Origin of the sequence: Rothia sp. HMSC069C03, assembly GCF_001811075.1 — a bacterium.
GTDB lineage: Bacteria > Actinomycetota > Actinomycetes > Actinomycetales > Micrococcaceae > Rothia > Rothia mucilaginosa.
This window is the reverse complement of record NZ_KZ627137.1, coordinates 116,016-139,773: the sequence shown is the minus strand read 5'-3', so window position 1 is coordinate 139,773 and position 23,758 is coordinate 116,016. Positions and strand designations below refer to the sequence as shown.

At 60.2% G+C, this 23,758-nt stretch carries 19 protein-coding genes and 4 tRNA genes; 10 read left to right on the top strand and 13 right to left on the bottom strand.

Annotated elements, in window-relative coordinates:
- Positions 1–59 precede the first annotated feature (59 nt).
- From HMPREF2779_RS04745 to asd, 5 genes are all read left to right on the top strand, one after another.
- Entirely contained in the window at positions 60–2,333 is a 2,274-nt protein-coding gene (locus HMPREF2779_RS04745; RefSeq protein ID WP_105360966.1) for an RNA degradosome polyphosphate kinase, read from the top strand.
- Between the two features lie 251 nt (positions 2,334–2,584).
- On the top strand, positions 2,585–3,592 hold the full coding sequence (locus tag HMPREF2779_RS04740) for an NUDIX hydrolase (protein ID WP_105360965.1): 1,008 nt from the start codon (positions 2,585–2,587) through the stop codon (positions 3,590–3,592).
- A 153-nt stretch (positions 3,593–3,745) separates the two neighbouring features.
- Positions 3,746–4,627: a thymidylate synthase gene (locus HMPREF2779_RS04735; protein ID WP_105360964.1), complete on the top strand. Its 882-nt coding sequence runs from the start codon at positions 3,746–3,748 to the stop codon at positions 4,625–4,627.
- A 22-nt stretch (positions 4,628–4,649) separates the two neighbouring features.
- Positions 4,650–5,303, top strand: coding sequence for a dihydrofolate reductase (locus HMPREF2779_RS04730; RefSeq protein WP_105360963.1), 654 nt, complete (start codon positions 4,650–4,652; stop codon positions 5,301–5,303).
- Positions 5,304–5,525: 222 nt separating this feature from the next.
- Positions 5,526–6,665: an aspartate-semialdehyde dehydrogenase gene (gene asd, locus HMPREF2779_RS04725; RefSeq protein WP_049338058.1), complete on the top strand. Its 1,140-nt coding sequence runs from the start codon at positions 5,526–5,528 to the stop codon at positions 6,663–6,665.
- A gap of 107 nt (positions 6,666–6,772) precedes the next feature.
- Here the strand turns inward: asd and HMPREF2779_RS04720 are convergent, their stop codons facing one another.
- Positions 6,773–7,162, bottom strand: a complete 390-nt coding sequence (locus tag HMPREF2779_RS04720; protein ID WP_105360962.1) for a PGPGW domain-containing protein — start codon at positions 7,160–7,162, stop codon at positions 6,773–6,775.
- A gap of 215 nt (positions 7,163–7,377) precedes the next feature.
- Between HMPREF2779_RS04720 and HMPREF2779_RS04715 the strand changes: the two genes are divergently transcribed.
- Positions 7,378–8,805 carry an MFS transporter gene (locus HMPREF2779_RS04715; protein WP_105360961.1) on the top strand — a complete coding sequence of 476 codons (1,428 nt, stop codon included), beginning with the start codon at positions 7,378–7,380 and terminating at the stop codon, positions 8,803–8,805.
- Positions 8,806–8,937: 132 nt separating this feature from the next.
- Entirely contained in the window at positions 8,938–9,909 is a 972-nt protein-coding gene (locus HMPREF2779_RS04710) for a histidine kinase (protein WP_105360960.1), read from the top strand.
- Positions 9,910–10,013: 104 nt separating this feature from the next.
- Here HMPREF2779_RS04710 and HMPREF2779_RS04705 read toward each other — a convergent pair whose 3' ends face one another.
- The 3 genes from HMPREF2779_RS04705 to HMPREF2779_RS04695 form a co-directional block, all read right to left on the bottom strand.
- Positions 10,014–11,120, bottom strand: coding sequence for a UDP-N-acetylmuramate dehydrogenase (locus tag HMPREF2779_RS04705; protein ID WP_105360959.1), 1,107 nt, complete (start codon positions 11,118–11,120; stop codon positions 10,014–10,016).
- A gap of 260 nt (positions 11,121–11,380) precedes the next feature.
- Positions 11,381–11,842 carry a MaoC family dehydratase gene (locus HMPREF2779_RS04700; protein ID WP_105360958.1) on the bottom strand — a complete coding sequence of 154 codons (462 nt, stop codon included), beginning with the start codon at positions 11,840–11,842 and terminating at the stop codon, positions 11,381–11,383.
- A complete protein-coding gene (locus tag HMPREF2779_RS04695) occupies positions 11,842–12,294 on the bottom strand; it encodes a MaoC family dehydratase N-terminal domain-containing protein (protein ID WP_105360957.1) in 453 nt (150 codons plus the stop codon). The genes HMPREF2779_RS04700 and HMPREF2779_RS04695 overlap by 1 nt, the downstream gene beginning before the upstream one ends.
- Before the next feature lie 236 nt (positions 12,295–12,530).
- On the opposite strand from HMPREF2779_RS04695, the gene HMPREF2779_RS04690 reads away from it, so the two are divergent.
- On the top strand, positions 12,531–13,532 hold the full coding sequence (locus HMPREF2779_RS04690) for an LLM class flavin-dependent oxidoreductase (RefSeq protein ID WP_105360956.1): 1,002 nt from the start codon (positions 12,531–12,533) through the stop codon (positions 13,530–13,532).
- A 183-nt stretch (positions 13,533–13,715) separates the two neighbouring features.
- On the opposite strand, the gene HMPREF2779_RS04685 is transcribed toward HMPREF2779_RS04690, so the two are convergent.
- From HMPREF2779_RS04685 to HMPREF2779_RS04665, 5 genes are all read right to left on the bottom strand, one after another.
- Positions 13,716–13,787 (bottom strand) — tRNA-Thr (locus HMPREF2779_RS04685).
- A 1-nt stretch (position 13,788) separates the two neighbouring features.
- A tRNA-Met gene (locus HMPREF2779_RS04680) sits at positions 13,789–13,862 on the bottom strand.
- A 38-nt stretch (positions 13,863–13,900) separates the two neighbouring features.
- Positions 13,901–13,972 (bottom strand) — tRNA-Thr (locus HMPREF2779_RS04675).
- Positions 13,973–14,294: 322 nt separating this feature from the next.
- Positions 14,295–16,499 carry a DEAD/DEAH box helicase gene (locus tag HMPREF2779_RS04670; RefSeq protein ID WP_105360955.1) on the bottom strand — a complete coding sequence of 735 codons (2,205 nt, stop codon included), beginning with the start codon at positions 16,497–16,499 and terminating at the stop codon, positions 14,295–14,297.
- Between the two features lie 658 nt (positions 16,500–17,157).
- Complete coding sequence (locus HMPREF2779_RS04665) at positions 17,158–19,002, bottom strand: DUF2079 domain-containing protein (RefSeq protein WP_105360954.1); 1,845 nt, start codon at positions 19,000–19,002, stop codon at positions 17,158–17,160.
- Between the two features lie 226 nt (positions 19,003–19,228).
- Between HMPREF2779_RS04665 and HMPREF2779_RS04660 the strand changes: the two genes are divergently transcribed.
- On the top strand, positions 19,229–20,500 hold the full coding sequence (locus tag HMPREF2779_RS04660; protein ID WP_233992288.1) for a DNA-3-methyladenine glycosylase family protein: 1,272 nt from the start codon (positions 19,229–19,231) through the stop codon (positions 20,498–20,500).
- A 90-nt stretch (positions 20,501–20,590) separates the two neighbouring features.
- Here the strand turns inward: HMPREF2779_RS04660 and HMPREF2779_RS04655 are convergent, their stop codons facing one another.
- The 3 genes from HMPREF2779_RS04655 to HMPREF2779_RS04645 form a co-directional block, all read right to left on the bottom strand.
- Positions 20,591–20,968, bottom strand: coding sequence for a thioredoxin family protein (locus HMPREF2779_RS04655; protein WP_105360952.1), 378 nt, complete (start codon positions 20,966–20,968; stop codon positions 20,591–20,593).
- A gap of 314 nt (positions 20,969–21,282) precedes the next feature.
- A tRNA-Tyr gene (locus tag HMPREF2779_RS04650) sits at positions 21,283–21,364 on the bottom strand.
- 230 nt (positions 21,365–21,594) lie between these two features.
- Positions 21,595–21,981, bottom strand: a complete 387-nt coding sequence (locus HMPREF2779_RS04645) for a hypothetical protein (protein WP_105360951.1) — start codon at positions 21,979–21,981, stop codon at positions 21,595–21,597.
- Between the two features lie 141 nt (positions 21,982–22,122).
- On the opposite strand from HMPREF2779_RS04645, the gene HMPREF2779_RS04640 reads away from it, so the two are divergent.
- Positions 22,123–22,614 (top strand): YajQ family cyclic di-GMP-binding protein, encoded by a 492-nt coding sequence (locus HMPREF2779_RS04640; RefSeq protein ID WP_005504808.1) that lies wholly within the window; start codon positions 22,123–22,125, stop codon positions 22,612–22,614.
- A 221-nt stretch (positions 22,615–22,835) separates the two neighbouring features.
- On the opposite strand, the gene htpX is transcribed toward HMPREF2779_RS04640, so the two are convergent.
- Positions 22,836–23,720: a zinc metalloprotease HtpX gene (htpX, locus tag HMPREF2779_RS04635; RefSeq protein ID WP_105360950.1), complete on the bottom strand. Its 885-nt coding sequence runs from the start codon at positions 23,718–23,720 to the stop codon at positions 22,836–22,838.
- Positions 23,721–23,758 lie beyond the last annotated feature (38 nt).

The following is a 23,758-nucleotide window of genomic DNA, read 5'->3' as shown; positions in this document are numbered from 1 at the left end:
TGCGCCACAGTTGGCGTGCTTCTTCACGACTTATCCCCGATCAGAAAGGCAAGTACAGTATGGTACCCGCCCCCAATGGCCTGAATAAGGCGCCTAAGCCTAAGCCGTCTGAGCCGGCACCCATGACCGGTGTCATTCATATCGGCCACGATATTTCGAAGATTGAGCGTGCCGAGTCTCGCGGCGACCGCATTGAGAAGGGCGAGAAGCGCTCCTACTTCAGTCTGGAAGAGGAGTTCGGCCCGGAGCGTTTCTTCGACCGTGAGAGCAGCTGGCTGGACTTCAACACCCGCGTGCTGGAGCTGGCGGAGGACCCGAACCTATTCCTGCTGGAGCGTCTGAACTTCCTGTCGATTGTGGCGTCTAACCTGGATGAGTTCTTCATGGTGCGTGTGGCGGGTCTGAAGCGCCGCATTGCGACCGGTCTGGCGGTGCCTTCGGCAGCAGGTCTGAGCCCCGAGGAGCAGATGGAAGAGATCGCTGAGCGCGCTCACCAGTTGCAGACTCGCCACGCTGATGTGTTCCAAAACCAGGTTCTTCCGGCTTTGGAGGAGCAGAACATCCGCATTGTGGGTTGGAACGACCTGGATGCGGACGCTAAGCAGCGTCTGCGCGAGGAGTTCATGCGCGATATTTTCCCGATTCTGACTCCTCTGGCTGTTGACCCGGCGCACCCCTTCCCGTACATTTCGGGTCTGTCGCTGAACCTTGCGGTGCTGGTGCGTAACCCGCAGACCGGCAAGGAGCTGTTCGCTCGCGTGAAGGTGCCCGATCAGCTGGACCGTATGGTCTCTGTGGATGGTTCGCGCGCCGCCAACACTGCGGGCCGTGAGAGCCGCTACATTGCGCTCGAAGACATCATTGCTGAGCACTTGGATACCCTCTTCCCGGGTATGGAGGTTGTGGAGCACCACGTCTTCCGCGTGACCCGTAATGAGGATCTTGAGGTGGAAGAGGACGATGCAGAGAACCTGCTGAAGGCTCTGGAGAAGGAGCTTCTGCGCCGTCGTTTCGGTCCGCCGGTCCGTCTGGAGGTTGAGGACACCATCAACCCGACCATCTTGGATCTGCTGATTTCTGAGTTGAACATCAACGAGTCTGAAGTGTACCGTCTGCCGGCTCCGCTGGATCTGCGCGGTATGAGTGCGATTGTTCGTGCGAACCGTCCGGCGCTGCACTACCCCAAGCACATTGCGCACACTTCCCGTTGGCTCAACGCTACCGAGACTGCAAAGGCTGCGGATGTGTTCGCTGCCGCCCGCGACCACGACGTGCTGCTGCACCACCCGTACGATTCGTTTGCGACCAGTGTGCAGGCGTTCTTGGCGCAGGCTGCCGCTGACCCGCGTGTTCAGGCGATTAAGCAGACCCTGTACCGCACCAGTGGTGACTCCCCCATTGTGGATGCGCTGATTGAGGCAGCTGAGGCGGGCAAGCAGGTTGTGGCGCTGGTCGAGATTAAGGCTCGCTTTGATGAGGAAGCCAACATTTCGTGGGCTCGTAAGCTGGAGCGCGCGGGCGTGCACGTGGTGTACGGCATCGTGGGTCTGAAGACTCACTGCAAGCTATCTCTGGTAGTGCGCCGCGAGGGTAACCACCTGCGTCGTTACGCGCATATTGGTACCGGTAACTACCACCCGTCGACCGCTCGTTTCTACGAGGACTTGGGTCTGATTACCTGCGATGAGCAGGTTTGTGAGGATGTCTCCCGCCTGTTCAACCAGCTGTCCGGTTACGCGCCGAAGACTAACTACCAGTCGCTGCTGGTAGCGCCGCGTACTCTGCGTAGCGGCCTGATTGAGTGCATCGACCAGGAGATTGAGAACCACAAGGCGGGCCGTCCGGCGAAGATTCAGTTCAAGTGCAACTCCATGGTGGATGAGGCCGTCATCGATTCGCTGTACCGCGCTTCGCAGGCTGGCGTGCCGGTGGATGTGGTGGTTCGCGGTATCTGCGCGCTGCGCCCGGGTGTTAAGGGTCTGAGTGAGAATATCCGCGTCCGTTCGGTGCTGGGCCGCTTCTTGGAGCATTCGCGCGTGTTTGCTTTTGAGAATGGTGGCAATCCGATTGTCTACATTGGCTCTGCCGATATGATGCACCGCAACCTGGACCGCCGCATTGAGGCTCTGGTACCGGTGAAGGATCCGCGCCACGTGAAGTACCTGCGTGACATGTTCACCATCTACATGAGTGATTCTTCGCGTACCTGGCACCTGGATTCTGAGGGCAACTGGACCCGCCACGACACCGACGACCAGGGCAACCCGCTGCAGGATGTTCAGTCGTACTACCTGAGCTCGCGTTCCCGTAAGAACGTAGTGGATAAGGTCTAAGGATTTGCCGTTGACCTAGCGGTGATTTCTGGTTGTGAACCCCGTCTGTTCTCACGCTTTTTGGTGTGAGGGCAGGCGGGGTTTTCCGCGTGTCGTGCAAAAACGTGCGGTGGACTAGTGCACTTAGAGCAAAAGTGAACAACAGGTTACGTTGAGATTACAACTTGACGCTTCTCTCCCCTACAATTAGACGCGGAGCATGGTGCCCTCTGGCATTGTGCACAGCCTAGCGAAGAGGATCTGAGAGAGATATGGCACCGCTGGATTCCCCCTCCATCTACTACTCGGCACGACGTTTTGACGCGGTCAACAGCATTGACCGCGCCCCCGCAAACACTGCGGATATTGTTGCTTCTGGCGCACTGATTTGGCGCATGCGCGACGGTGCGCTTGAGGTCCTCATCATTCACCGCCCCCGCTACGATGACTGGTCCTGGCCTAAGGGCAAGCAGGATCCGGGCGAGTCCCTGGCTGAGACCGCTATTCGTGAGATTCGCGAAGAGGTCGGTCTGCAGGTTGTTCTGGGTGTGCCCCTGGCGGTGACTTCCTACCCGGTGGGCGGCCGTCCGAAGGATGTTTTCTACTGGGCTGCTGAGCTTCCCGAGGGTTCCCGCGCCCTGGCGGATGAGGGTGAAGTGGATGAGCTGCGTTGGGTGACCACCGAGGTTGCTCGCGCGCTGCTGACTAACCAGGATGACCTGGCACCATTGGAATCCCTGGAGGCTCTGGCTGAGGCGGATGCGCTGCGTACCCGCCCGATTCTCATTGCCCGCCACGCGAAGGCGAAGCCGCGTTCGAACTGGGCTGCCGCTGAGGATGACCGCCCGCTTGCGGCTACCGGCAAGCGTCAGGCGTTGGCTTCTAGCCGTCTCTTTGCGGCGTGGGCTCCGAGCCGTATTATTTCTTCCCCGTGGCTGCGTTGCGTTCAGACCGTGACCCCGTACTCGGTTGATTATGGTGTGTCGGTGAAGGAGAAGAAGTCCCTGTCTGAGGCTGGCGCTCAGCGTCACCCGGCGCGTGTTGCCCGCACCGTGGCATCGCTGTTCGATAAGGATTCTTCCTCGTTGCTGTGCACTCACCGCCCGGTTCTGCCCCAGGTGATGGAAGTTCTGTGTGAGTACCTGTTTGAGAGTTCCGCGGAGGTTCTTCCGACCGAGGACCCGTACCTGGAGCCTGGCGATGCCCTGGTTCTGCAGGTGACTGAGGGCGATAACCCGCGTATTGTCTCGGTAGAGCGTGTACGCGCGGCTCTGGACTAGCATCCATATACTTTGATCTTCTAACGGCGAGCGCGCTGGGCTTTATGCTCAGCGCGTTTGCTCTACCTGCGCCCATTCGGGAGTTTTACAATAGAGGGGCGGTTGATTTGTGACCGTCTCTCACGTCTACTGACAGGATTCAAGGTTTTTCTTATGACTCACGCAATCCCCACTCCCTATGAAGATCTTCTGCGCGAAATCCTCGAGGAGAACAAAGATGCCATCGCGGCGGATGCGCAGCGTTCCGACCGTACCGGCACCGGCACTTTCGGCGTGTTTGGCCGTCAGATGCGTTTTGACCTGCGTGAGTCGTTCCCGCTGATTACCACCAAGCGCGTGCACTTCAAGTCTGTTGCCATTGAGCTGCTGTGGTTCTTGCGCGGTTCCTCAAATGTGCGCTGGTTGCAAGAGCGCGGCGTGACCATTTGGGATGAGTGGGCTGATGAGAACGGCGATTTGGGCCCGGTGTACGGCGTGCAGTGGCGTTCGTGGCCGACCCCCGACGGTGGCACGATTGACCAGATTGCGAAGGTCATTGAGTCGTTGAAGAATAACCCGAGCTCTCGCCGCCACATTGTTTCGGCGTGGAACCCTGCCGAGGTGGACAACATGGCGCTTCCGCCCTGCCACGCACTCTTCCAGTTCTACGTACACGAACGCGCGGACGGTGTGAAGGAGCTGTCCTGCCAGCTGTACCAGCGTAGCGCGGACATGTTCCTGGGCGTGCCCTTCAATATCGCCTCGTACGCGCTGCTGACCTACCTGATTGCGCAGGAGGTGGGCATGGAGCCGGGCGAGTTCGTGTGGACCGGCGGCGACTGCCACATCTACTCAAACCACCTGGAGCAGGTGAAGAAGCAGCTGGGCTACGGCACCGACCCGGACGGCAACCCCTACCCGCCGCGCGAACCGTACCCGTACCCGAAGTTGGTTATTAAGACCAAGAAGCCTTCTATTTTTGATTACGAGTATGAAGACTTTGAGCTGGTGGATTACAAGCACCACCCCGGTATTGCCGCCCCGATTGCGGTCTAACAGCAGGTAACGAGGAGGAATGATGTTTCGTCTGGGCGCTATTTGGGCTCAAACTGATGCTGGCATCATTGGTCGTGACGGGGATATGCCCTGGTACGCTCCGGAGGATTTGGCGCACTTCAAGAAGGTGACGCTGGGCGCTCCGGTGATTATGGGTCGCCGCACCTGGGAGTCGTTCCCGCCGCGTTTTCGTCCTCTGCCGGGCCGTATGAATATTGTGATTAGTCGTTCGGCTACCGAGGCGGAAGAACGCGACGGTGCGCTGTGGGTTCCTTCGCTGGATGCGGCGCTGTACGCGGCTCGTGACGCTGCGGGCGCGCCGGTCGAAGCTACCCCGGCAGATACGGCCGCGGTTGATGCTTGGATTATTGGTGGCGGCTCCGTCTACGCGGAGGCGCTCTCCCGCACTGACCTGCCCGCTTTCGGTCGGGTAGAGACGGTGGAGCGGACCCTCTTCTACTGCCAGGAAGGCAACGAGATTACCGGCGATACGCGAGCGCCCGAACTGCAGCTTGCAAATTCTGCGGGTAACTGCGAGGTCAGCTCCCCGAACGGATGCTGGCGGGTCACCTCCGAGAGTGCTTGGGAGAATAGCGAGAACGGCTACTTGCTCGATGAGTCGGGCACGAAGAACCCCATGTACTTCTCGTTCCAGTGCCTGGAACGTCTCTCCTAAAGAGCACCTCCCATAGATAAAACCCCAAACTGACAGTTCAAGCCTGCGGCTACTCCCCTGCCGGAGTGCCGCGGGCTTGAGCGTTTAACGTAGCCCAGGTGCAGTACCCGGCGCCGAGTCGGATACCGAGCCTAGCGCCTGCGCGGAATGTCCCGTTCCGAATATCAAATTTTTTGTACGGTGTTAGTCCGCACCCGCCAAGCTACGAGTACACTTGGAACCATGAACTTTAATCCCGGTGACTCTGTAGGTTTTGTTGGCTGGCGCGGCATGGTGGGCTCCGTCCTCATGAAGCGCATGGTTGAGGAAGGCGACTTCGAGGGCATTACCCCCGTCTTCTTCACCACCTCTAATGTTGGTGGCGCTGCGCCCACCTTCGACGGCGTAATTGAGCCGTCCGAGCTGAAGGACGCATACGACATTGATGAGCTGCGTAAGCACTCGATTATTGTGACCGCTCAGGGCGGTGGCTACACCGAGGCCGTGCACCCGAAGCTGCGTGCAGCCGGCTGGGACGGCCTGTGGATTGATGCCGCTTCCACCCTGCGCATGAACGATGACTCCATCATCGTGCTGGACCCCATTAACCGCGACGTCATCGACCGCGGCCTGGCATCCGGTGTGAAGGACTTCGTCGGCGGTAACTGCACCGTCTCCTGCCTGCTGATGGGCCTGGGCGGCCTCTTCAAGAACGACCTGGTCGAGTGGGCTACCTCCATGACCTACCAGGCTGCATCCGGCGGCGGTGCCCGCCACATGCGCGAGGTGCTCGCACAGTTCCGCGACCTGGGCAACGAGGTTTCCGAGGAACTGAACGACCCCGCATCCGCAATTCTGGACATCGACCGCAAGATCCTTGCTAAGCAGCGCTCCGGTGAGCTGGATTCCTCCCAGTTCGGTGTGCCGCTCGCCGGCTCCCTGATTCCCTGGATTGACTCTGACCTGGGTAACGGCCAGTCCCGCGAAGAGTGGAAGGCTGAGGTTGAGACCAACAAGATTCTGGGCCGCTCCGAAGATGACAAGATCACCATGGACGGTCTGTGCGTCCGCATCGCTGCGATGCGCTCGCACTCTCAGGCGCTGACCATCAAGCTCAAGAAGGACCTGCCGATCGAGGAGATCGAGCGCATCATCGCTGAGGACAACCCCTGGGTTCGCTTCGTCCCGAACCAGCGTGAGGAGTCCATGGAGCAGCTGACCCCCGTGGCTGCTTCCGGTTCTCTGGAGATTCCGGTTGGTCGCGTGCGTAAGCTTGCGATGGGCCCCGAGTACATTAGCGCGTTCACCGTGGGTGACCAGCTGCTCTGGGGTGCTGCTGAGCCGATTCGCCGCATGCTGCAGATTGCTGTTGGCAAGCTCTAAAGCTCACTGACACGCTATAAGAAAGCCCTCGCTACCATTCTTATCGGATGGGGGCGAGGGCTTTTTTGTGTCTGCGTATAGCTCGTGTGGGCTTAGTGCAAGCCAGGTTAGCGCTGGTTTGCGGCGGTGGCTTTGCGTTCTGCCTTGCGTGTGGCTTTGCGTTCCTTGCGTTGCTGTCGCCAGGCGCGGTAGCGGTACCAGGCGGTGAGCACCACATGCTTCATGAAAATATTGGCGCGGCGTGCCCAGGTGAATTCGGTACCCCAAATGCCCAGGCCTATGAAGATGAACAGCCAGCCGGGGCCGGGAGTGACGAGCATAATCAGACCGGCGATAAAGCAGAAGGCGCCCACGCCGATGACGAGGGGCTTGTAGAGATGACGCATGACCGGATGCGCGTGCATGCGTTCCTTGCGGGCTTCGAGCCAGCGGTGAAAGCGGCTGGTCTCGCTTTCGTTGACTTCATCTTCAATGGTTTTCAGGGGTGGTCCTTCCAAACGTGCCGTAGGTGAGTTTCACCGGGCGGCGGTGGTTAGAGAATAGCACCTACCGCTGGGCGGCGGCTGTGAAAGATTTCTTCATGTTGAGATTTTTCCGTCATCTTCAAAATTTTTTTGTTTCAATAGTGTTCAAGTCGAAAGTACCTTTATACACTGTAAGGGAACAATTCGCCCGGCACTACGCCTAAACACTAAGGAAGCGACCCACTACCGTGTCCTCCCTCCGTCCCGTATCAACGGACTCATCCCGCACCAACGCTGTTGCACCCGCTGGTACCTCTGCACCCGCTGCTGAACGCAACGCCGCACCGACCCTCAACGAATGCCTCGAAAACCTGCCCTTCACCCGCGCCCACGGCAAGCTCCTGGGCATCTCGGGTCTCGGCTGGGCACTGGACGCCATGGACGTTGGCCTCATCTCCTTCGTCATGGCGGCCCTCATCAAGGAATGGCAGCTCAGCCCCACCGAAGCCTCCTGGCTCGGATCCATCGGATTCGCCGGCATGGCGCTCGGCGCAACCTTCGGCGGCCTACTCGCCGATAAGCTCGGCCGCCGCTACATCTTCGCCCTCACCCTGCTGGTATACGGTCTGGCGACCGGCGCCTCCGCCCTGGCGACCTCCCTGGGTGTGCTGCTCGTCTTCCGTTTCCTGGTCGGTCTGGGTCTGGGCGCGGAGCTTCCCGTGGCATCCACTCTGATTTCTGAGTTCTCGCCTCGCGCTATTCGCGGCCGCGTCGTGGTCGCACTGGAGGCTTTCTGGGCTCTGGGCTGGATCCTCGCCGCTCTCATCGGTACCTTTATCGTTCCGCAGGCGAATGGCTGGCGCTGGGCGCTTGCCATCGGTCTGATTCCCGCCATCTACTCGCTCGTAATCCGTATGGGAACCCCCGAGTCCGTGCGCTTCCTGGAGTCGGTCGGCAAGCACGATCAGGCACGCCAGGTCGTCGAACGTTTCGAGGCCTCCCCCGCGCTCTTCTCCCGAACCGGTAAGAAGCAGACCGAAGACGCTTCCGTACACGGGGTCGCAGAAAGTGCTGACAACGCAGAATCCGCAAAAATCCACTCCATCTGGGCTGCCGGTCAGCGCCGCAAGACCATCGCCCTGTGCATCATCTGGTTCTGCATCAACCTCTCCTACTACGGCGCGTTCATCTGGATTCCGGCGCTGCTGAACGCCCAGGGCTTCAGCCTCGTGAAGTCCTTCGCGTTCACGCTCATCATGACCCTCGCACAGCTGCCCGGCTACGCGGTCGCCGCCTACCTCATCGAAAAGTGGGGCCGACGCGCAACCCTGGCGACCTTCCTGCTCGGCTCCGCCCTCGCAGCGGCTGGCTACGGTATGGCGCACGCTGAGGTATTCATTATCCTCGCCGGTTGTATGCTTTCCTTCTTCAACCTCGGTGCGTGGGGCGCCCTCTACGCCCTGAGCCCGGAAATCTTCCCGACCCACCTGCGCGGAACCGGAACCGGTGCCGCCGCCGGTATCGGCCGTATCGCCTCCATCGCGGCGCCGCTCATTGTGCCGCCGCTGGTCGCATTCGGTGGAACCCCGCTGCTCTTTACGCTCTTCTCCACCGCGTTCCTGGTAGCGGCAACCACCGTGTTCCTGCTGCCTGAACGCCGCGGCGAATCCCTCTAACGAGCCGCCTAGCCTACATGATGGGCTGTCCCTCCTGAACACTCTTTCCGAGCCATCAGAAGGGACAGCTCATTTGTCTTTTAAGCCCCCTATCCATGCGCCACAACCTCAAACTATGAGAGGATAACGTCTATGCTCGATTCCTTCCTCTCCAGCCCCTACCGCACAGAGTTCAGCCCCTGGCCCGTGAGCGAACACTACGCCACCGAACGTGCCGGCGGCGTGCCCGAAGCCATGCTGCTGCCGGGCGAACTCACCGTGCACCGTGGCGACGGGGCAAAAATGAGCTACTACCTGGACTGGCCCGAGGAATTCAACGAATACACCCGCGCGATCACCCTGCGCCCGCGCACCAAAAATGGCTACCCGCAGGACTTTACGCTCAGCGTCGCCGTACGCGACGGTCAGGCTGTCTTCACCGCAACCGCCCTCAGCTTCTGGGAGCAGCGCGACGGCCGCCCCTACGACCGTGAGCCCATCGCCCGCGGCTACGTGGATGTCGCATCCTACGAATCCTGCGAGGACTACGCAGGCAATTCCGCCGCGCCCGCCCTCATCGGCTGGGATATCGCAGACCTCTACCCAGCACGCATGGCGCTCGTCCGTGCCTTCTGCGAAGGAATCGCCAGCAGCATCACAATGGGCACCCAAATCCTCGCGGACGGGCAGGTACAGGTCGACCACAAGGACGGGGATCTGCTCGCCCTACACGTAAACGCGATCAGCACCGTAGGCGGCATGGTCCGCGCCCTCATCATTGAGCAGGACCGTGTGCCCAGCGGTGTATCTACCGGCACCGCTACCGGTACCTCCGAGCGTGCCGACCTGCAGACGCGCGCCTACTACGCCAACGTGCTTTCCCCCGTTCCCGGCGAGTTCGGCAACCTTGTCTGGTCGCACAGCGAGGACGCGGAATACTACCCGTACCGACCCACGCGCCATAAGCCGATTTTCCACGCCCCCAGCCCGCCGCAGAAGCTTCCCTTGGCGGTTCAGGTGTTGATGGAGCACCTGCCTGCCGCTCCCCTTGCGGCAACGCGCACAGCACCCAAACGCAGGCCCTACCTGCCGGGGCAGGTGCGCATCTCCTCACCTCGCCACTAGCTCAGTAAGTCAATACAACGCTTCGGGCGGCCTCTTTTATCAGAGACCGCCCGAAGCGTTTATTCTATGCGTCCTCGCGCTACGAGAGGCGAGAAGTTGAGCGTTTAGATTTCGCCGTTGACCACGACAGGTTCAGGAACCAGGGTCACGCCAAAACGTTCACGCACGCCGTCGCGCACAGCGCGGGCGATAGCGAAGATGTCCTCAGCGGATGCGCCGCCGCGGTTCGTAATCGCCAGGGTGTGCTTGGTCGACAGGCTTGCGCGGCCCTGAGCGATTTCGCGGGACTCACCCTCCAGGCCGAAGCCCTTCTCGAAGCCTGCGTGCTGAATCAGCCAAGCAGCCGAGAGCTTCACGTGATCGGGGTCCTCGACACCCGCGGTGAACGGGGAAGTCTTCACGACCACCGGGAAGTTCGGGGCGCCCTCCGGCAGGGAATCCAGGGTCGAGCGCGGAACGATCGGGTTGGTGAAGAAGGAACCGGTGGAGAAGGTGTCACGGTCCTCGGGGTTGAGCACCATGCCCTTGGAACCGCGCAGCTCCAGCACCTTTTCGCGTACCAGGGCGGATTCGGCGCGCTGGCCGGGCTCAACGCCCAGGCTCCTCGCCAGCTCGGCGTAACGAATCGGGGAAGACAGGCTACCGAGGGTGAACTGGAAATCAACGGTCAACACCACGTAGCGGGGCGAGCCGTTGACGGTTGCGCGCTTGAGCACCGAGTCGCGGTAGCCGAAGCGCAGGTCTGCGCTCGCGAAGGTCTTCCGAGTGTTCTTTTCGCGGTCCCAGGTGTGTACGGAGGCGATGAACTCTCCCACCTCAACGCCGTATGCGCCGACGTTCTGCACGGGGGTTGCACCCACGGTGCCGGGAATGCCGGAGAGAGCCGCGGGGCCAACCCATTCGTTCTCGATGCTGAGCTTCACGAAGTCGTCCCAGATGGTGCCCGCCTGCACGCGCACGTTCGCGCCGCCGCATGCGGGGATGGGCAGAATCTCTACGCCTTCGGAGGCGATGTGCACGACGGTTCCGTTGAAGCCTTCGTCGGAAACCAGCAGGTTGGAGCCGCCGCCCACGATGAGGACGGGTTCCCCTGCGGCGTCTGCAGCGGAGACTGCTTCGATAATTTCTGCTTCGGAGGTGGCGCGGACGTAGGTCTTAGCGGGGCCGCCTACCTGGGCGGTGGTCAGTTCGCTCAACAGCTTTTCAGTCATAGGTTAAGAATACCGGTCGTTGTGCGGGGTCAGCACCCACCACGCGTTAAAGTCATGAAAACCTTATGGTGATTTTGCCTTCATTTTCCGGCGCGCCTCCCCACAAAAAGAAGCGCCGCCACCCGCCAGCGAGCGCGCAGCCGAACAAACAGCCGAGCGCACAAAAGCCCCGGCACCACCTCATCGGGGTAGCGCCAGGGCTTTCGCATAGTTGCTTTCACATGGTTGCTTTCACACGGCTATCTGCAAGCACAGAAACTCTATGCCGAGAGACGAACCACAGCCTGGCTCTTCATCAGAACCTTCTGCTCCTTGCCTTCCTCATCACGAGCGGTGACGGTCAGGTCAATGCGGGCGGTGCGCTCCTCCTCATTCAGGGCACCCACCTTACCGCTAATGGTCAGGGCGTTCGTGGGGGTGTCGGGGTTTTCGCCGCCGGGTGCATCCGCCACGGGAACGGGCTTGGTGAATCGAGTCTGGTAGTCCACGATCGCGCCGGGGTCGCCCACCCAGTCGCTCACGAGCTGCACGGCGGTACCCATGGTCAGCATGCCGTGAGCGATCACGCCGGGCAGGCCCACCGACTGTGCAAAACGCTCGTTCCAGTGAATCGGGTTGAAGTCACCGGATGCGCCAGCGTAACGCACCAGCGAAGCGCGGGAGAGCTCCACGGTACGCGAACCGATGTCCTGGCCCTTTTCAAGATCTTCAAAACGCACCATTAGTTTTCCTCCTCAGCACGAACCAGCAGGGAAGAAATGCAGGTGGTGACCGGCTCGCCCTGCGCGTCAACGATTTCTTCGCGGGTGGTCAGCATTGCGCCGGCGCCCATAACGCGCACGGAGTCCACGTGAACTTCGGTACGCAGCTCATCACCGGCAACGATGGGGCGGTGGTGGGTGAAGCGCTGGTCGGCGTGCACCACGCGGGAGAAATCAATACCGGCGGAATCGTCGTTGATGAGTGCCGCGTCAGCTACCTGTGCCAGGATAATGGCGAAGGTCGTCGGGGCAATCACATCTGCGTACCCTGCCGCGCGGGCTGCCTCAACGTCGTGGTGGAGGGGGTTTTCTGCGTGAACTGCTCGGGCAAATTCGCGGATCTTTTCACGGCCGACAACGTAGATGTTCTCGGACGAGTAGACTCTGCCCACAATCTCAGGGTTAATGCTCATGATTTCAGTCTACCGCTCTTATGCACAGTGTTCAGCTCGAACGCACAGAGTGAACAGACCATAGAGTGGACAGACCGCTGTGCAGGTAATCGGCATGCAGGCAACCAGAATGCAGGCGTGTAGTATTTCGTCGCATTTTTTACCTGCTAGCGAAGGCGCCCGGCGCGCCCCTACCCGTACAGCCCAAGCAGGCGTAGGCTGAATGAGTACCCGCAATCAATCAAGAAGGAAAAGTTATGTCTTCCAATGTAAAAATTTCGGTACTTGACCTGATGCCGCACCGCCCCGATCAGCGTCAGCACCAGACCATGCTCAACACCATCGATGCCGCCCGCGCGGCTGAGTCCTACGGCTACGAGCGTTTCTGGGTCGCCGAGCACCACAATGCCGGCTCCCTGCTGTCCTCGGCGACCGTCGTGGTCATGGCGGAGATTGCCGCCGCAACCGAGCGTATTCGCGTGGGCTCGGGAGGCATTATGCTCCCCAACCACGCACCCTACGTGGTGGCGGAGCAGTTCGGTACTCTCAACGCGTTCCACCCGGGTCGTATTGACCTGGGTGTGGGCCGTGCGCCCGGCACTGACCCGATGACCGCCGCCGCTTTGCGCCGCGACGATTCTGCCGCCATGAGCTTCCCCGCCGAGGTGCAGCAGCTACAGCACTTCCTGGGTGAGCCCTCCCCCATGCACCGCGTGCACGCCATTCCCGGTCAGGGTTCGAATGTGCCCCTGTACATTCTGGGTTCTTCCCTGTTCGGTGCGCAGCTTGCCGCACAGCTGGGTCTACCCTACGCATTCGCTTCGCATTTTGCGCCCGCAATGCTGCAGGAGGCAGTGGACGCCTACCGCGCGAACTTCAAGCCCTCCGAGCACCTGGAACAGCCCTACGTCATGGTGGGTGCAACCGCAATGCTCGCCGATACCGACGAGCGAGCACGCTACCTGTACACGACCCAGCAACAGCATTTCCTAGGCGTGGTGCGCGGCAATCTGTCTTTCGCACCTCCCGTGGAAGATATGGACGCCGTCTGGACCGACGCGGAGAAGATGCACGTTGAACGCATGACCGCCGAAGCAATCGTAGGCTCCCCCGCCACCGCACAGGCTCGTATTGAGGACCTGGTGGCGCGCACGGGCGCTGACGAGCTCATCGTCATGACCGAGGCGTGGGAGCACGAGGACCGTCTGCGCTCCTACGAGCTGCTGTCCCAGCTGCCGGTGGTGCGCCGCGCCTCCTAACGCTTCGATCAGAGCATAAAGATGAAGCCCCCGAGTATTTTTCTCGGGGGCTTTGCTATGCCCGGCATCGGGCCGCGGGGCTGAGTACCTATTGAGCACATGCAGACCGGGCTTCAGGCAAAGAAAATAGGCAGACAAAATGGCAAACAAAAAAGCCTGCCTCCGAAGAGACAGGCTTATCTGAGCCCCGACCGGGAATCGATCCCGGGACCTCCATCTTACCAAGATGGCGCTCTACCACTGAGCTATCGGGGCGTAGCGGTGGACGGGCTCGATCCGTCGACCTCACGATTATGAGTCGTGCGCTCTAACCAGCTGAGCTACACCGCCACATCATTAATACGTGCTCTCGCATGAATTAATGAGAGAGCCCCGACCGGGAATCGATCCCGGGACCTCCATCTTACCAAGATGGCGCTCTACCACTGAGCTATCGGGGCAACAGGTAAAACTATACAGGTCTTCAAGAATGCTCGCAAGCGGAGAAGCTATGGCATGCACCACATTTAACGTTTTCCTGTTCTCCGCCCTGCCGCATGATAGCCCAGCTTTGACCAGGAGCCCCAGTAATAATCAGGAGCCCCAGTAATGACCAGGCGCCGCGCAACAGCTGATGCAAACACATCAACACACAAATACAAAAGACCGGCAGGAGAGCTTATCGCTCCCCTGCCGGTCTTTGACTCATCTGCGGATGACAAGGCTGCTAGCCGATAGACTCAGCAAGCCCCTCCTACCGCAAATTCATGCTTAGCCGGAATCTTAGTAGCGCTTGCCGCGGCCGCCGAAGTCACGGCCACCGTCACGGTTACCGCGGTAGCCGTCATCGCGGCGGTTATCACGGCCACCGAAGTCGCGACCGCCAAAGTCACGGCCACCCTCACGGTTGCCACGGTAGCCACCCTCACGGCGGTTATCACGGCCGCCGAAGTCACGACCACCGAAGTCACGGTCATTGCGCTTGCCACCGAAATCACGGCCGCCACGCTTGAAGTCGCGGTCACCGCCGAAGTCACGGCCACCCTCACGGTTACCGCGGTAGCCGCCTTCACGACGGCCACCCTCGCGGCGATCGAAGTCGCGGAAACCGCCCTCACGACGGCCACCACCGAAGCTGCGGCCGCCGCCGCCACCCTTGGGACCGTTGTCCTTACGGATGTTGATGAACTCGCCAGCAATCTTGGTGTCGCGCAAGCGATCGAAGAAGTCGCGGGGCAGGTCCTCGGGCAGGCCAACAATGGTGAAGTGCTGGCGAATGTCGATGGAACCAATCTGGGAGCCCTTAATGCCACCCTCGTTAGCCAGTGCACCCACAATAGCGCCTGCGGTCACGCGGGAGGAACGGCCAACGTTCAGCTTGTAGTTGACCATGCCCTCGTCGTTGTGCGCGCGCTTTGCCTTGCGGCCGCCGCGATCCGAATCCTCGTCAGAGAAGGGGCGGGACTTGTTAGCGATATCTTCGCTCTCATCGAGGAAGAAGGGGCGACCCTGCTGGGCGATAACAGCCAGTGCAGCTGCAATGTCCTCAGCGGTGGTGTCGTGCTCGTTCTCGTAGTCCTCGATAATCTCGCGGAAGAAGCTCAGGTCCTCAGACTCGATGGTCTCGGTAATCTGCTGTGCGAAGCGCTGCTTACGGGTCTCGTTCACTGCCTCTGCGGTGGGCATGTGCATCGGCTCGACCTTCTGGCGGGTTGCCTTCTCAATCTGACGCAGCATGTACTTCTCACGCGGGGTGACGAAGAGGATTGCGGCACCTTCACGACCTGCACGGCCGGTACGACCGATGCGGTGCACGTAGGACTCGGTGTCGTGGGGGATGTCGTAGTTGACGACCAGGGAGATGCGCTCAACGTCCAGACCGCGTGCCGCCACGTCGGTTGCCACGAGGATGTCGATGCGGCCGTCACGCAGGGCGTCAACGGTGCGCTCACGCAGCTGCTGGGGGATGTCACCGTTAATCGCTGCTGCCGCGAAACCGCGTGCCTTCAGCTTGTCGGCAACTTCTTCGGTTTCCTTCTTGGTGCGCACGAAGACGATGATGCCGTCGTAGTTTTCGACCTCGAGCACGCGGGTCATTGCGTCCAGCTTGTGGGAGTGCATGACCTGCATGTAGCGCTGGGAGATATTTGCGCTGGTGGTGGTCTTAGCCTTGACGCGAACCTCGACGGGGTCGTTCAGGTACTGCTGAGCGATCTTGCGGATCGAGTTGGGCATGGTTGCGGAGAAGAGCGCAACCTGCTTGTTGTCGGGGGTGCCTTCGAGGATCTTTTCCACGTCTTCGGCGAAGCCCATGCGCAGCATTTCGTCTGCCTCATCGAGTACCAGGTACTGCAGGTTGGACAGATCCAGGGAGCCCTTCTCCAGGTGGTCAATCACACGGCCGGGGGTACCGACGACGACCTGCGCACCGCGGCGCAGACCAGCCAGCTGCGGGCCGTAGGGGGAGCCACCGTAGATGGGCAGGACGGTGAAGTCCTCCATGTGGGTTGCGTAGGAGGAGAAGGCTTCTGCAACCTGCAGAGCCAGCTCGCGGGTGGGTGCCAGGACCAGAACCTGGGTGTCGCGGGAGACGCCGTTGATGTCGGCGAGTTCAGCCATGCGGGACAGTGCCGGCAGCGCGAATGCTGCGGTCTTACCGGTACCGGTCTGTGCCAGACCAACCACGTCGTGGCCGTCAAGCAGCAGGGGGATGGTCTGTTCCTGAATGGGGGACGGCTTCTCGTAGCCTACCTCTTCCAGGGCAGCCAGGACGCGGGCGTCCAGGCCCAGGTCGGTGAAGCGTACGCCTTCTTCTTCAGCCTTTTCGGCGGTTTCTTCTGCGGCGTGTGCTTCTGCAGTAGCTTCTGCGGTGGTTTCTTCTGCTTCTACAGCAGGGCTCTCAACGGTGTTCTCAGTGATGTTCTCGGTGGTCACAACGGTCTCTGCCTCGGCGTTCAGTTCGGCCGGGGTAGCAGTATTCTCAGTCAATTTTTCCTCTATACGGTAGGGGTGGAAGCGCACGCTTTTCGGCGCTTACCGGGTGTCCCCTTCACGGCCCAGCCACACATCATCCCCTGGGGAGTAGAACGTCCAGGGGTCCTCCGTTACCGGCGCATTCTGCAGAGGTGTTCTGCGGATGCTGCGGGTAGCGGCTTTTGCTGGGGGTGGTCTTGAATTTCTCGGCACATTATCCGCACGCCTGTTCGTACTCTGCGCTTGGCGCACAGTAGTCCCTGTGAATCAGGGCTGTACAGGGTGGGTAATGCTCACATGCAATGTCACGTATTCCTGGTGGTTCGCCTTCCCGCTTACACGGCGGTGGTGTGTCTGTTACAGCAGACGCAACATAGAGGCTGGACCAGAGATCGTTAAGAGAAGCCCGCGTGTACGGCGTAAACCGCAAGTTTATGGGGCGTATCAATCGGTGATGGTGAGTACGGCGCACCTACAATTCCAGCACCACCTTGGGTGCCGGGTGCGCACAAGACCTTCATCGGGGGTTCCCGTGTTCTACCTAGTCTACCTTAGCGTCACCCGTTTAACCCCAAAAGGTGCTTAAAACCTCATCTCTTAACGGCGAGCGCCCACCTTCGCAACCGGAGGGTGGGCGCTTTTCAGGCACGCATCTGCCTATGTAGTCATGGGATTAATCTACGCGACGCACAATATCAATCGTGCCGACGGTCGCGTACTTAGCGTAGGAGCTGCCGTAGCGGTCAGCCGCGTACTGTGCGGCGTTGGTCGGCGGGTTGCCACCCCAGGAGTTGCTCATGCGGTCGATGACCACGTAATCAGGTGCGGGCTTACCGGTGTGACCGATCCAGTAGACGGTGCGACCGGGAATCAGCTGAGTCAGAATCGACAGGTCAGAGGCAACCGTCACCCCTTCGGGTACCTTCTGCACGGCATCCTGCTTCATCTGGTCAGTGGTGGTCAGCGCGGAGGCGGTGAACTGCGCATTGCCCAGGGATGCGAGGGGCTGCTGGGAGCCTGCCACAAAAATCGGGGACGCGGCAAGGAAGAGCGCCACGGCGGGCAGAGCCCATACGGGTATGCGGCGTGCCAGGGCGCTGAGGCGGCCGGGTTCGGTGTTGGTCTGGGATTCCTCGGCGGAGGCGCTATCGGCTACTCGCGCAGCCGAGCGTACCGGAATTGTGGCGGGAACCACGCCGTAGCGTACACGCACGACGGCATCCAGCAAGGCGAGGAAGACGACGGGCATGAGCACGAGCGAGTAGTGCCAGGTGCTTGCCCAGTAGGATTCCATGGTAGAGAGCAGACGCCAGGCGAGGGTTGGCAGGGCAATTGCCGCGAGCGGGGAAATCACCCAGAGGACTGCTCCGGTAATGAGCAGCAGGCCGAGGGTTGCCAGCTTGGTGTTGTTGCTGAGCATCTGCAACGCTGAGCCGAAGGGGTCGCCCAGGGCTGCGGAGAAATTCACTTTGTCGGCGTAGTCGAAGTTTCCGCCGCTATTGAAGTAGGGCAGGATCACGTAGATGGCGACAGCGGACCAGAATACGCCCCAAATCATGACCATGGTGGATTCGGCGACGGCGGGGGTGCGCGCCCAGGAGGAGTAGAGCTGATGCACGCGAATTCGCATGGGGGCGGGGGTGCCCGCGGAGAGGCGCGGCATCAGAATGTCTACCGCGGTGCTCAGCCAGCCGGTGCGGATAAAGATAATGAGGCCGATGGCCGCGACAGTAATGCCCATATCTTCTTTGACGAAGGCAATGGGTAGAGCCCACCAGCAGGCGTAGGCGAGGTAGCGTGCACGTTCGGTGCCGCTCACTCGCGAAGCGAGCACCAGGTAGCCGAGGCTCATGGCCAGTAGCGGCACGGCGAAGGCTACTTCGTGGAATTGGGCGGCGATAGCTTGCTGAACGCCGAAGCTGAGGGCAAATCCGGCGCCGAGTAGCAGACCGGTGAAGGTCGAGATAACGCCCTGAAGTTTTGCGGATTGAGCGTTCTGCGCGGGTTCGCTCTTCTGCGCACCTTCAGTTTTTTGGGCGAGCGCGAAGGCACGCTGAGTGAAGCGCACAATGGCGAAGCTTGCGAAGGCGACCAGGGCGTTCTGCACCACCAGCAGCGTGGTCGGTGAGGGGAACAGCGCGTAGACGGGTCCCAGGAGCACCAGAATCGGGTGGAAGTGATCACCCCAGAGGTTAAAGTCGGGCCCCTTAATGGGCACAATGGGCACGGAGAAGTGCGAGTACGCCTGCGCCATCTGGGTGAAAATCGCCAGGTCCCAGGAGGGCGTAATCCAGTGCTTCACCTGCTGCAGCGAGTAGTAGGTGTACAACGCCATGACGGCGGCGGCAAGCAGCAGACCGGGTAGTAGTTCGAGGGGGCGGATGCTCTTGACGCGCTCGGTGAGGGACTGACGCGACTGTTTCTTGGCGCGCTGAGTACAGCCCGCGCTGGTGGCGGTGTTGTTCTTCTGTTCAGGTGCGTCAGTATTCGAGGATGCTTCTTGTGCTTCCGCTGCCATAGGCGTCCTTTTCTCGGGGTGTGTGTCCGGGCTACAGGCGCCCACAGAACGGGTGGAACGCATCGCCTATGTCGTGCAAGTGGCGGAGTTTGCGTTCGTTCTCCTTCTACCCTTTAGGGTATCGCATTAGCGGTGCGCCTGCCCTGCCGAGTATTTCTGGCGCTTTAGCTGTGGGGCGCAGATTGGTGGGGCATCGTCGATGAGGGAATAGACTGGTGGGGTGAGTATGTTTCCTTCCTCAACCCCCGGCGGCGCGCCCCCTGATGGTGCCACCCCCGGTAGCCGCCCGGCAGCGGGTGCACGGCGCATCCGGCATCCTTTGGCGGCAGCTGGTGTACCCTATGCGCCGGCGCTTGCGGATGTTCTTCAGGAGCCTACCATTCTTAGCCAGCCGCGCGTTCAGGTTCGTACTCTCTCCCCCGCAGCTTCGCCCCTTCCCGGTGCCCTGGCTCCCGAGGCGTGCGAGGTTGTGATTGAGCCTCAGGTTCCGGTGCAGTTGGCGCAGACGTTGGGGTCATTGCGCCGCGGTGCTCAGGATCTTTCGTATCGTGCGCTGAGCCGCGCAGATGGTGCCGAGCGAATCTGGGTGACGGCTCGCACTCCGTTTCACGAGTTCCCGGCGGTGCTGTACGCCGAACGATTGGCACAGCCAGCTAAGCTTCCCGAGGCTCTCCCTTCCCTGCATCGTCTGCTGATGCGCCCGGTGCGTATTCGCATCTGGGCTTCTTATAGTGCCGCTGATCAGCAGATGCAGGCGCGAGCCGACCTTCAGGCGTTAGCGCAGGAAATGACGTACTGGCTGGGGTTGCACGACCCCGCCGAACAGTTCGGTGCTCTATCTTCTTTTGAGTCTCTTCCGCCGCGTGTTCAGCAGGCGTGGCGGCAGAATCCGGGGCTCCGCCTCAGCGCTTCGGGGCAGATGGACCGGCAGATGCTCAACACCATTGTGGAGCAGCGCATCACCCAGACCGAAGCGTTCAGGACCTTGGGCTGGGTTCTGCGAAAGTACGGTTCCCCCGCCCCTTCGACCGGGTTGGGGCATCAGCCGGAGGGGATGCGCGTCTACCCAAGCGCCCGGACCCTGGCGACGATTCCTACCTGGGATTGGCATCGGGCGGGCGTTGATAAAAGCCGCTACGATGCCGTGTACGCTTATGCTCGTTCCGCAGAGTCTCTGAAAAACATTGCGGCAGAAGGCGACGTGGCGCTTCTGGCGCGGACCCTACACACTGTGCGCGGCGTGGGCCCGTGGAGCATTTCTGAGGCTCTGCAGCGTGTATGCGGGCATCCTGACGCCATCAGCGTGGGCGACTACCATCTGGCGCACGCGGTCGGTGAGCTATTCACCGGTCAGCGCACCGATGATGCGGGAATGCTCACCCTGCTGGCACCCTACAGCCCGCATCGGCAGCGTCTGGTGCGGCTCATGCATGCTTCGGGCTTTTCGAAGCAGCGCTTCGGGGCGCGCATGACCATTGAGGACCACCGCGACCGCTAACGCACCCTCACTAGGTGAAAAGGGGACGGGGCGCCCTTGCCGGTTGTACCGGCGGGTGCGCCCCGTTCAAGCTCTTTTGTGGTGGTGAGCTTACTTCTTCTCTGCAGAGCCCTCTGCTGCTGCGATCTCTGCACGGACCTTGTCCATGTCGAGTTCGCGGATCGAACCGATTACGGTCTCCAGCTGGTCTTCGCGCAGTGCGCCAGCCTGCTGATAAACCAGGATACCGCCACGGAAGCCCATGATGGTGGGGATGGAGGTGATGCCTGCTGCCTGAGCGAGCTGACCCTGGTCCTCGGTGTCGACCTTGCCGAAAACAATGTCGGTGTGCTTCTCCGAAGCCGCCTCGTAGACGGGGGAGAACTGCTTGCAGGGACCGCACCAATCTGCCCAGAAGTCCAGGAAGACGATGTCGTTGCTCTCGATGGTAGCAGTCAGGTTCTGCTGAGTAATTTCAATAGTAGCCATGAGATAAAGCTACACCCTCAAGACCCCAATCGCTAATTGTTCGCCCTGGGATTCAACCATTGTGAAAGATATGACAAATTGCGGTCATAGTAAATACTTTTTGCGGCTGTTTCAGCCGGTTCACGGGCGTGTCGCAAATACTCTGGCGAATGTCCCTGCATCCGATGATGGAGGCGCCCCACCGGGCTACCGAAAGCCTCCGCAAGAGTTTTACCGAGAAGCTCAGCAGGCTGTGCCTCGCCGCCACTGAGTCTGTCATGAATTTGGTTTTTAGATACACAAAAGCCCGGCTACTTTCGTAACCGGGCTATTTGTGGCAGGTGAGGGATTCGAACCCCCGTAGGCAGTGCCAGCTGATTTACAGTCAGCCCCCTTTGGCCGCTCGGGTAACCTGCCGCCTAGCTAGGTGCTAGTTGCTCGCTCAAGCGAACAGAGACTACTCTACAGCACTTTTAGGGACTTGTACACTTCACATAAGGTTTTGTGACGAAGGTTATATATCTGGTTGTATTTATCATCTTTTCGTCACACAAGAGCGTCAGCGCACGCTCACCCGTATCTATCGCAGCGCCCGCGCTCTCACCCTATGAATAAAGCCGTGAATAAAGCCACCGCCTACAGCAGTTTTAGAAGGAGCGGGAAGGAGTATCGCCATCCTGCTCAAGCAGAAGCACAATCTCCAGGTGCTCCAGGTAGCGGCGCGCCTGCTCCACAGTGCACATGTCACCGGCAATCTCACGTTCCAGGTCACGGCGAACGCCACGGAAACGTGCCACCAGCGAAGGCTCAGTCAGAGTAATACCAATGCCTTCAAAAGGAGAATGCTTAGACTCTTCCGAATGCAGGTCAAGGTGAATATCGTGGTGGTCAGGCTCGCTGAGGCACTCAGCCTCAGGAATACCTTCGGGCTCAGCGCCCAGAGAGGTATGCAAGTCAATGAAGAGCAGGGTTTGCAGGTCACGAGCTTCCTCGCTCGTGCGTGCGTCCGTTGCAGACAGGTTATGAATAGTCATATCTCTATTGTCCTCTTTTTAGATTGGTAACGCCTGTAAAACAGGCCCGTATTTCTGTTAGTTAGCTGTGAACAAGAGCCCCAACCCGGTAGGCTAGTACTAACCGGTGCCAGTAGCACCTCATTCACGAAAGGAAAGCCCATGGCTAGCGAATCGTCATTCGACATTGTGTCCAAAGTGGACAAGCAGGAAGTTTCCAACGCACTGCACCAGGCCCAGAAGGAAATCTCCCAGCGTTACGACTTCCGCGGCGTTGGCGCAGAAATCGACTACTCCGGCGACAAGATCCTAATCAAGGCAAACGCCGAAGAGCGCGCCCTGGCAGTGCTCGACGTTTTCCAGTCCAAGCTGGTCAAGCGCGGCATCTCCCTAAAGTCCCTAGACTCCGGAAAACCCTACGCATCCGGTAAGGAAACCCGCATCGAGTGCTCCATCAAGGAAGGCATCGCGCAGGATCAGGCAAAGAAAATCTCCAAGATGATCCGCGAAGAGGGCCCCAAGGGCGTAAAGGCGAACATCCAGGGCGACGAGTTGCGCGTCTCCTCTAAGTCCCGCGATGATCTGCAGGAAGTCATTGCAATGCTCAAGTCCGCTGATCTTGAGATTGACCTGCAGTTCGTCAACTACCGCTAAGCTCAGGCGAGGCTCCCCCGCCCAGCGATGGGTGAGGAGAGACGGCTAGAAGCCGAAACGCAAAAGTCCTCGGGGTGGCTACTTCCACAGTAGCCACCCCGAGGATTTTTTGTCTGCCGACCCGTCATCGCGGGTAACAATCGTCATCGCGGGTCATATTCATGCAACGCCATATTCATACAGCGTCACATTCACGCCCGGTGACGAGGGCGAGAAAAGACTTAGTACTGACCCATCTCACGAGCCTGCTGCTGCAGACGCGCAATACGCTGATCCATCGGCGGGTGGGTAGAGAGCATGTTCTTCACCGAACCGAAGGGGTTCGCAATCATCATGGCGCTCGCCGCCTCAGTGCTACGGTTGTTCGGGTCCATCGGGTACATGGACACGCCGCTCTCCAGCTTGTGCAGCGCCGAAGCCAGAGCCAGCGGGTCGCCAGTCAGACGTGCGCCATCCTCGTCGGCATCAAATTCACGGGTACGGCTAATAGCCATCTGGATGACCTGCGTAGCAATGGGAGCCAGCACTGCAACCACGAACATGGCGAGGGGGTTGGAACGTTCACCATCGCGGTTGGATCCACCGAACATCGCACCAAACGAGAGGAATTGAGCCACGGTACCGATGATGGAGGCGATACCCGCCGCAACGGAGGAAGTGAGGATATCGCGGTTGTACACGTGCATCAGTTCGTGGCCGAGCACGCCGCGCATCTCACGCTCATCCAGCAACTGCAAAATACCCTCGGTGCAGCACACCGCCGCGTTCTGCGGGTTACGACCGGTTGCAAACGCATTCGGGGTCATGGTCGGTGCCACATAAAGGGCAGGCATGGGCTGACCCGCGCGGGAGGAAAGCTCCTCCACAATGTCGTAAAGCACCGGAACCTCTTCGCGGCTGACCGGGTAGGCGTTCATGGAGCGCAGGGCGAGCTTATCGGAGTTCCAGTAGGTGTAGATGACCGAACCCAAGCTAAACAGGCCCATAACCCAAATGAAGATGGAGGTGCGGAAAGTCGCCGAAAGCAGGCCACCGATGAGCAGCATCATGCCCACCATGGAGCCCATCAACAGGGCAGTTTTCAGTCCGTTGTTATGGCTGTGCATGGGTATCCTCCTGAACAATTAGGTCAGTGCGTACAGCG

Bases quoted from the DNA above. Each gene is read 5' to 3' on its own strand.
- HMPREF2779_RS04745 (WP_105360966.1), top strand. From the start codon at position 60: ATGGTACCCGCCCCCAATGGCCTGAATAAGGCGCCTAAGCCTAAGCCG.
- HMPREF2779_RS04740 (WP_105360965.1), top strand. From the start codon at position 2,585: ATGGCACCGCTGGATTCCCCCTCCATCTACTACTCGGCACGACGTTTT.
- HMPREF2779_RS04735 (WP_105360964.1), top strand. From the start codon at position 3,746: ATGACTCACGCAATCCCCACTCCCTATGAAGATCTTCTGCGCGAAATC.
- HMPREF2779_RS04730 (WP_105360963.1), top strand. From the start codon at position 4,650: ATGTTTCGTCTGGGCGCTATTTGGGCTCAAACTGATGCTGGCATCATT.
- asd (WP_049338058.1), top strand. From the start codon at position 5,526: ATGAACTTTAATCCCGGTGACTCTGTAGGTTTTGTTGGCTGGCGCGGC.
- HMPREF2779_RS04710 (WP_105360960.1), top strand. From the start codon at position 8,938: ATGCTCGATTCCTTCCTCTCCAGCCCCTACCGCACAGAGTTCAGCCCC.
- HMPREF2779_RS04705 (WP_105360959.1), bottom strand. From the start codon at position 11,120: ATGACTGAAAAGCTGTTGAGCGAACTGACCACCGCCCAGGTAGGCGGC.
- HMPREF2779_RS04700 (WP_105360958.1), bottom strand. From the start codon at position 11,842: ATGGTGCGTTTTGAAGATCTTGAAAAGGGCCAGGACATCGGTTCGCGT.
- HMPREF2779_RS04695 (WP_105360957.1), bottom strand. From the start codon at position 12,294: ATGAGCATTAACCCTGAGATTGTGGGCAGAGTCTACTCGTCCGAGAAC.
- HMPREF2779_RS04690 (WP_105360956.1), top strand. From the start codon at position 12,531: ATGTCTTCCAATGTAAAAATTTCGGTACTTGACCTGATGCCGCACCGC.
- HMPREF2779_RS04665 (WP_105360954.1), bottom strand. From the start codon at position 19,002: ATGGCAGCGGAAGCACAAGAAGCATCCTCGAATACTGACGCACCTGAA.
- HMPREF2779_RS04660 (WP_233992288.1), top strand. From the start codon at position 19,229: ATGTTTCCTTCCTCAACCCCCGGCGGCGCGCCCCCTGATGGTGCCACC.
- HMPREF2779_RS04655 (WP_105360952.1), bottom strand. From the start codon at position 20,968: ATGGCTACTATTGAAATTACTCAGCAGAACCTGACTGCTACCATCGAG.
- HMPREF2779_RS04645 (WP_105360951.1), bottom strand. From the start codon at position 21,981: ATGACTATTCATAACCTGTCTGCAACGGACGCACGCACGAGCGAGGAA.
- HMPREF2779_RS04640 (WP_005504808.1), top strand. From the start codon at position 22,123: ATGGCTAGCGAATCGTCATTCGACATTGTGTCCAAAGTGGACAAGCAG.
- htpX (WP_105360950.1), bottom strand. From the start codon at position 23,720: ATGCACAGCCATAACAACGGACTGAAAACTGCCCTGTTGATGGGCTCC.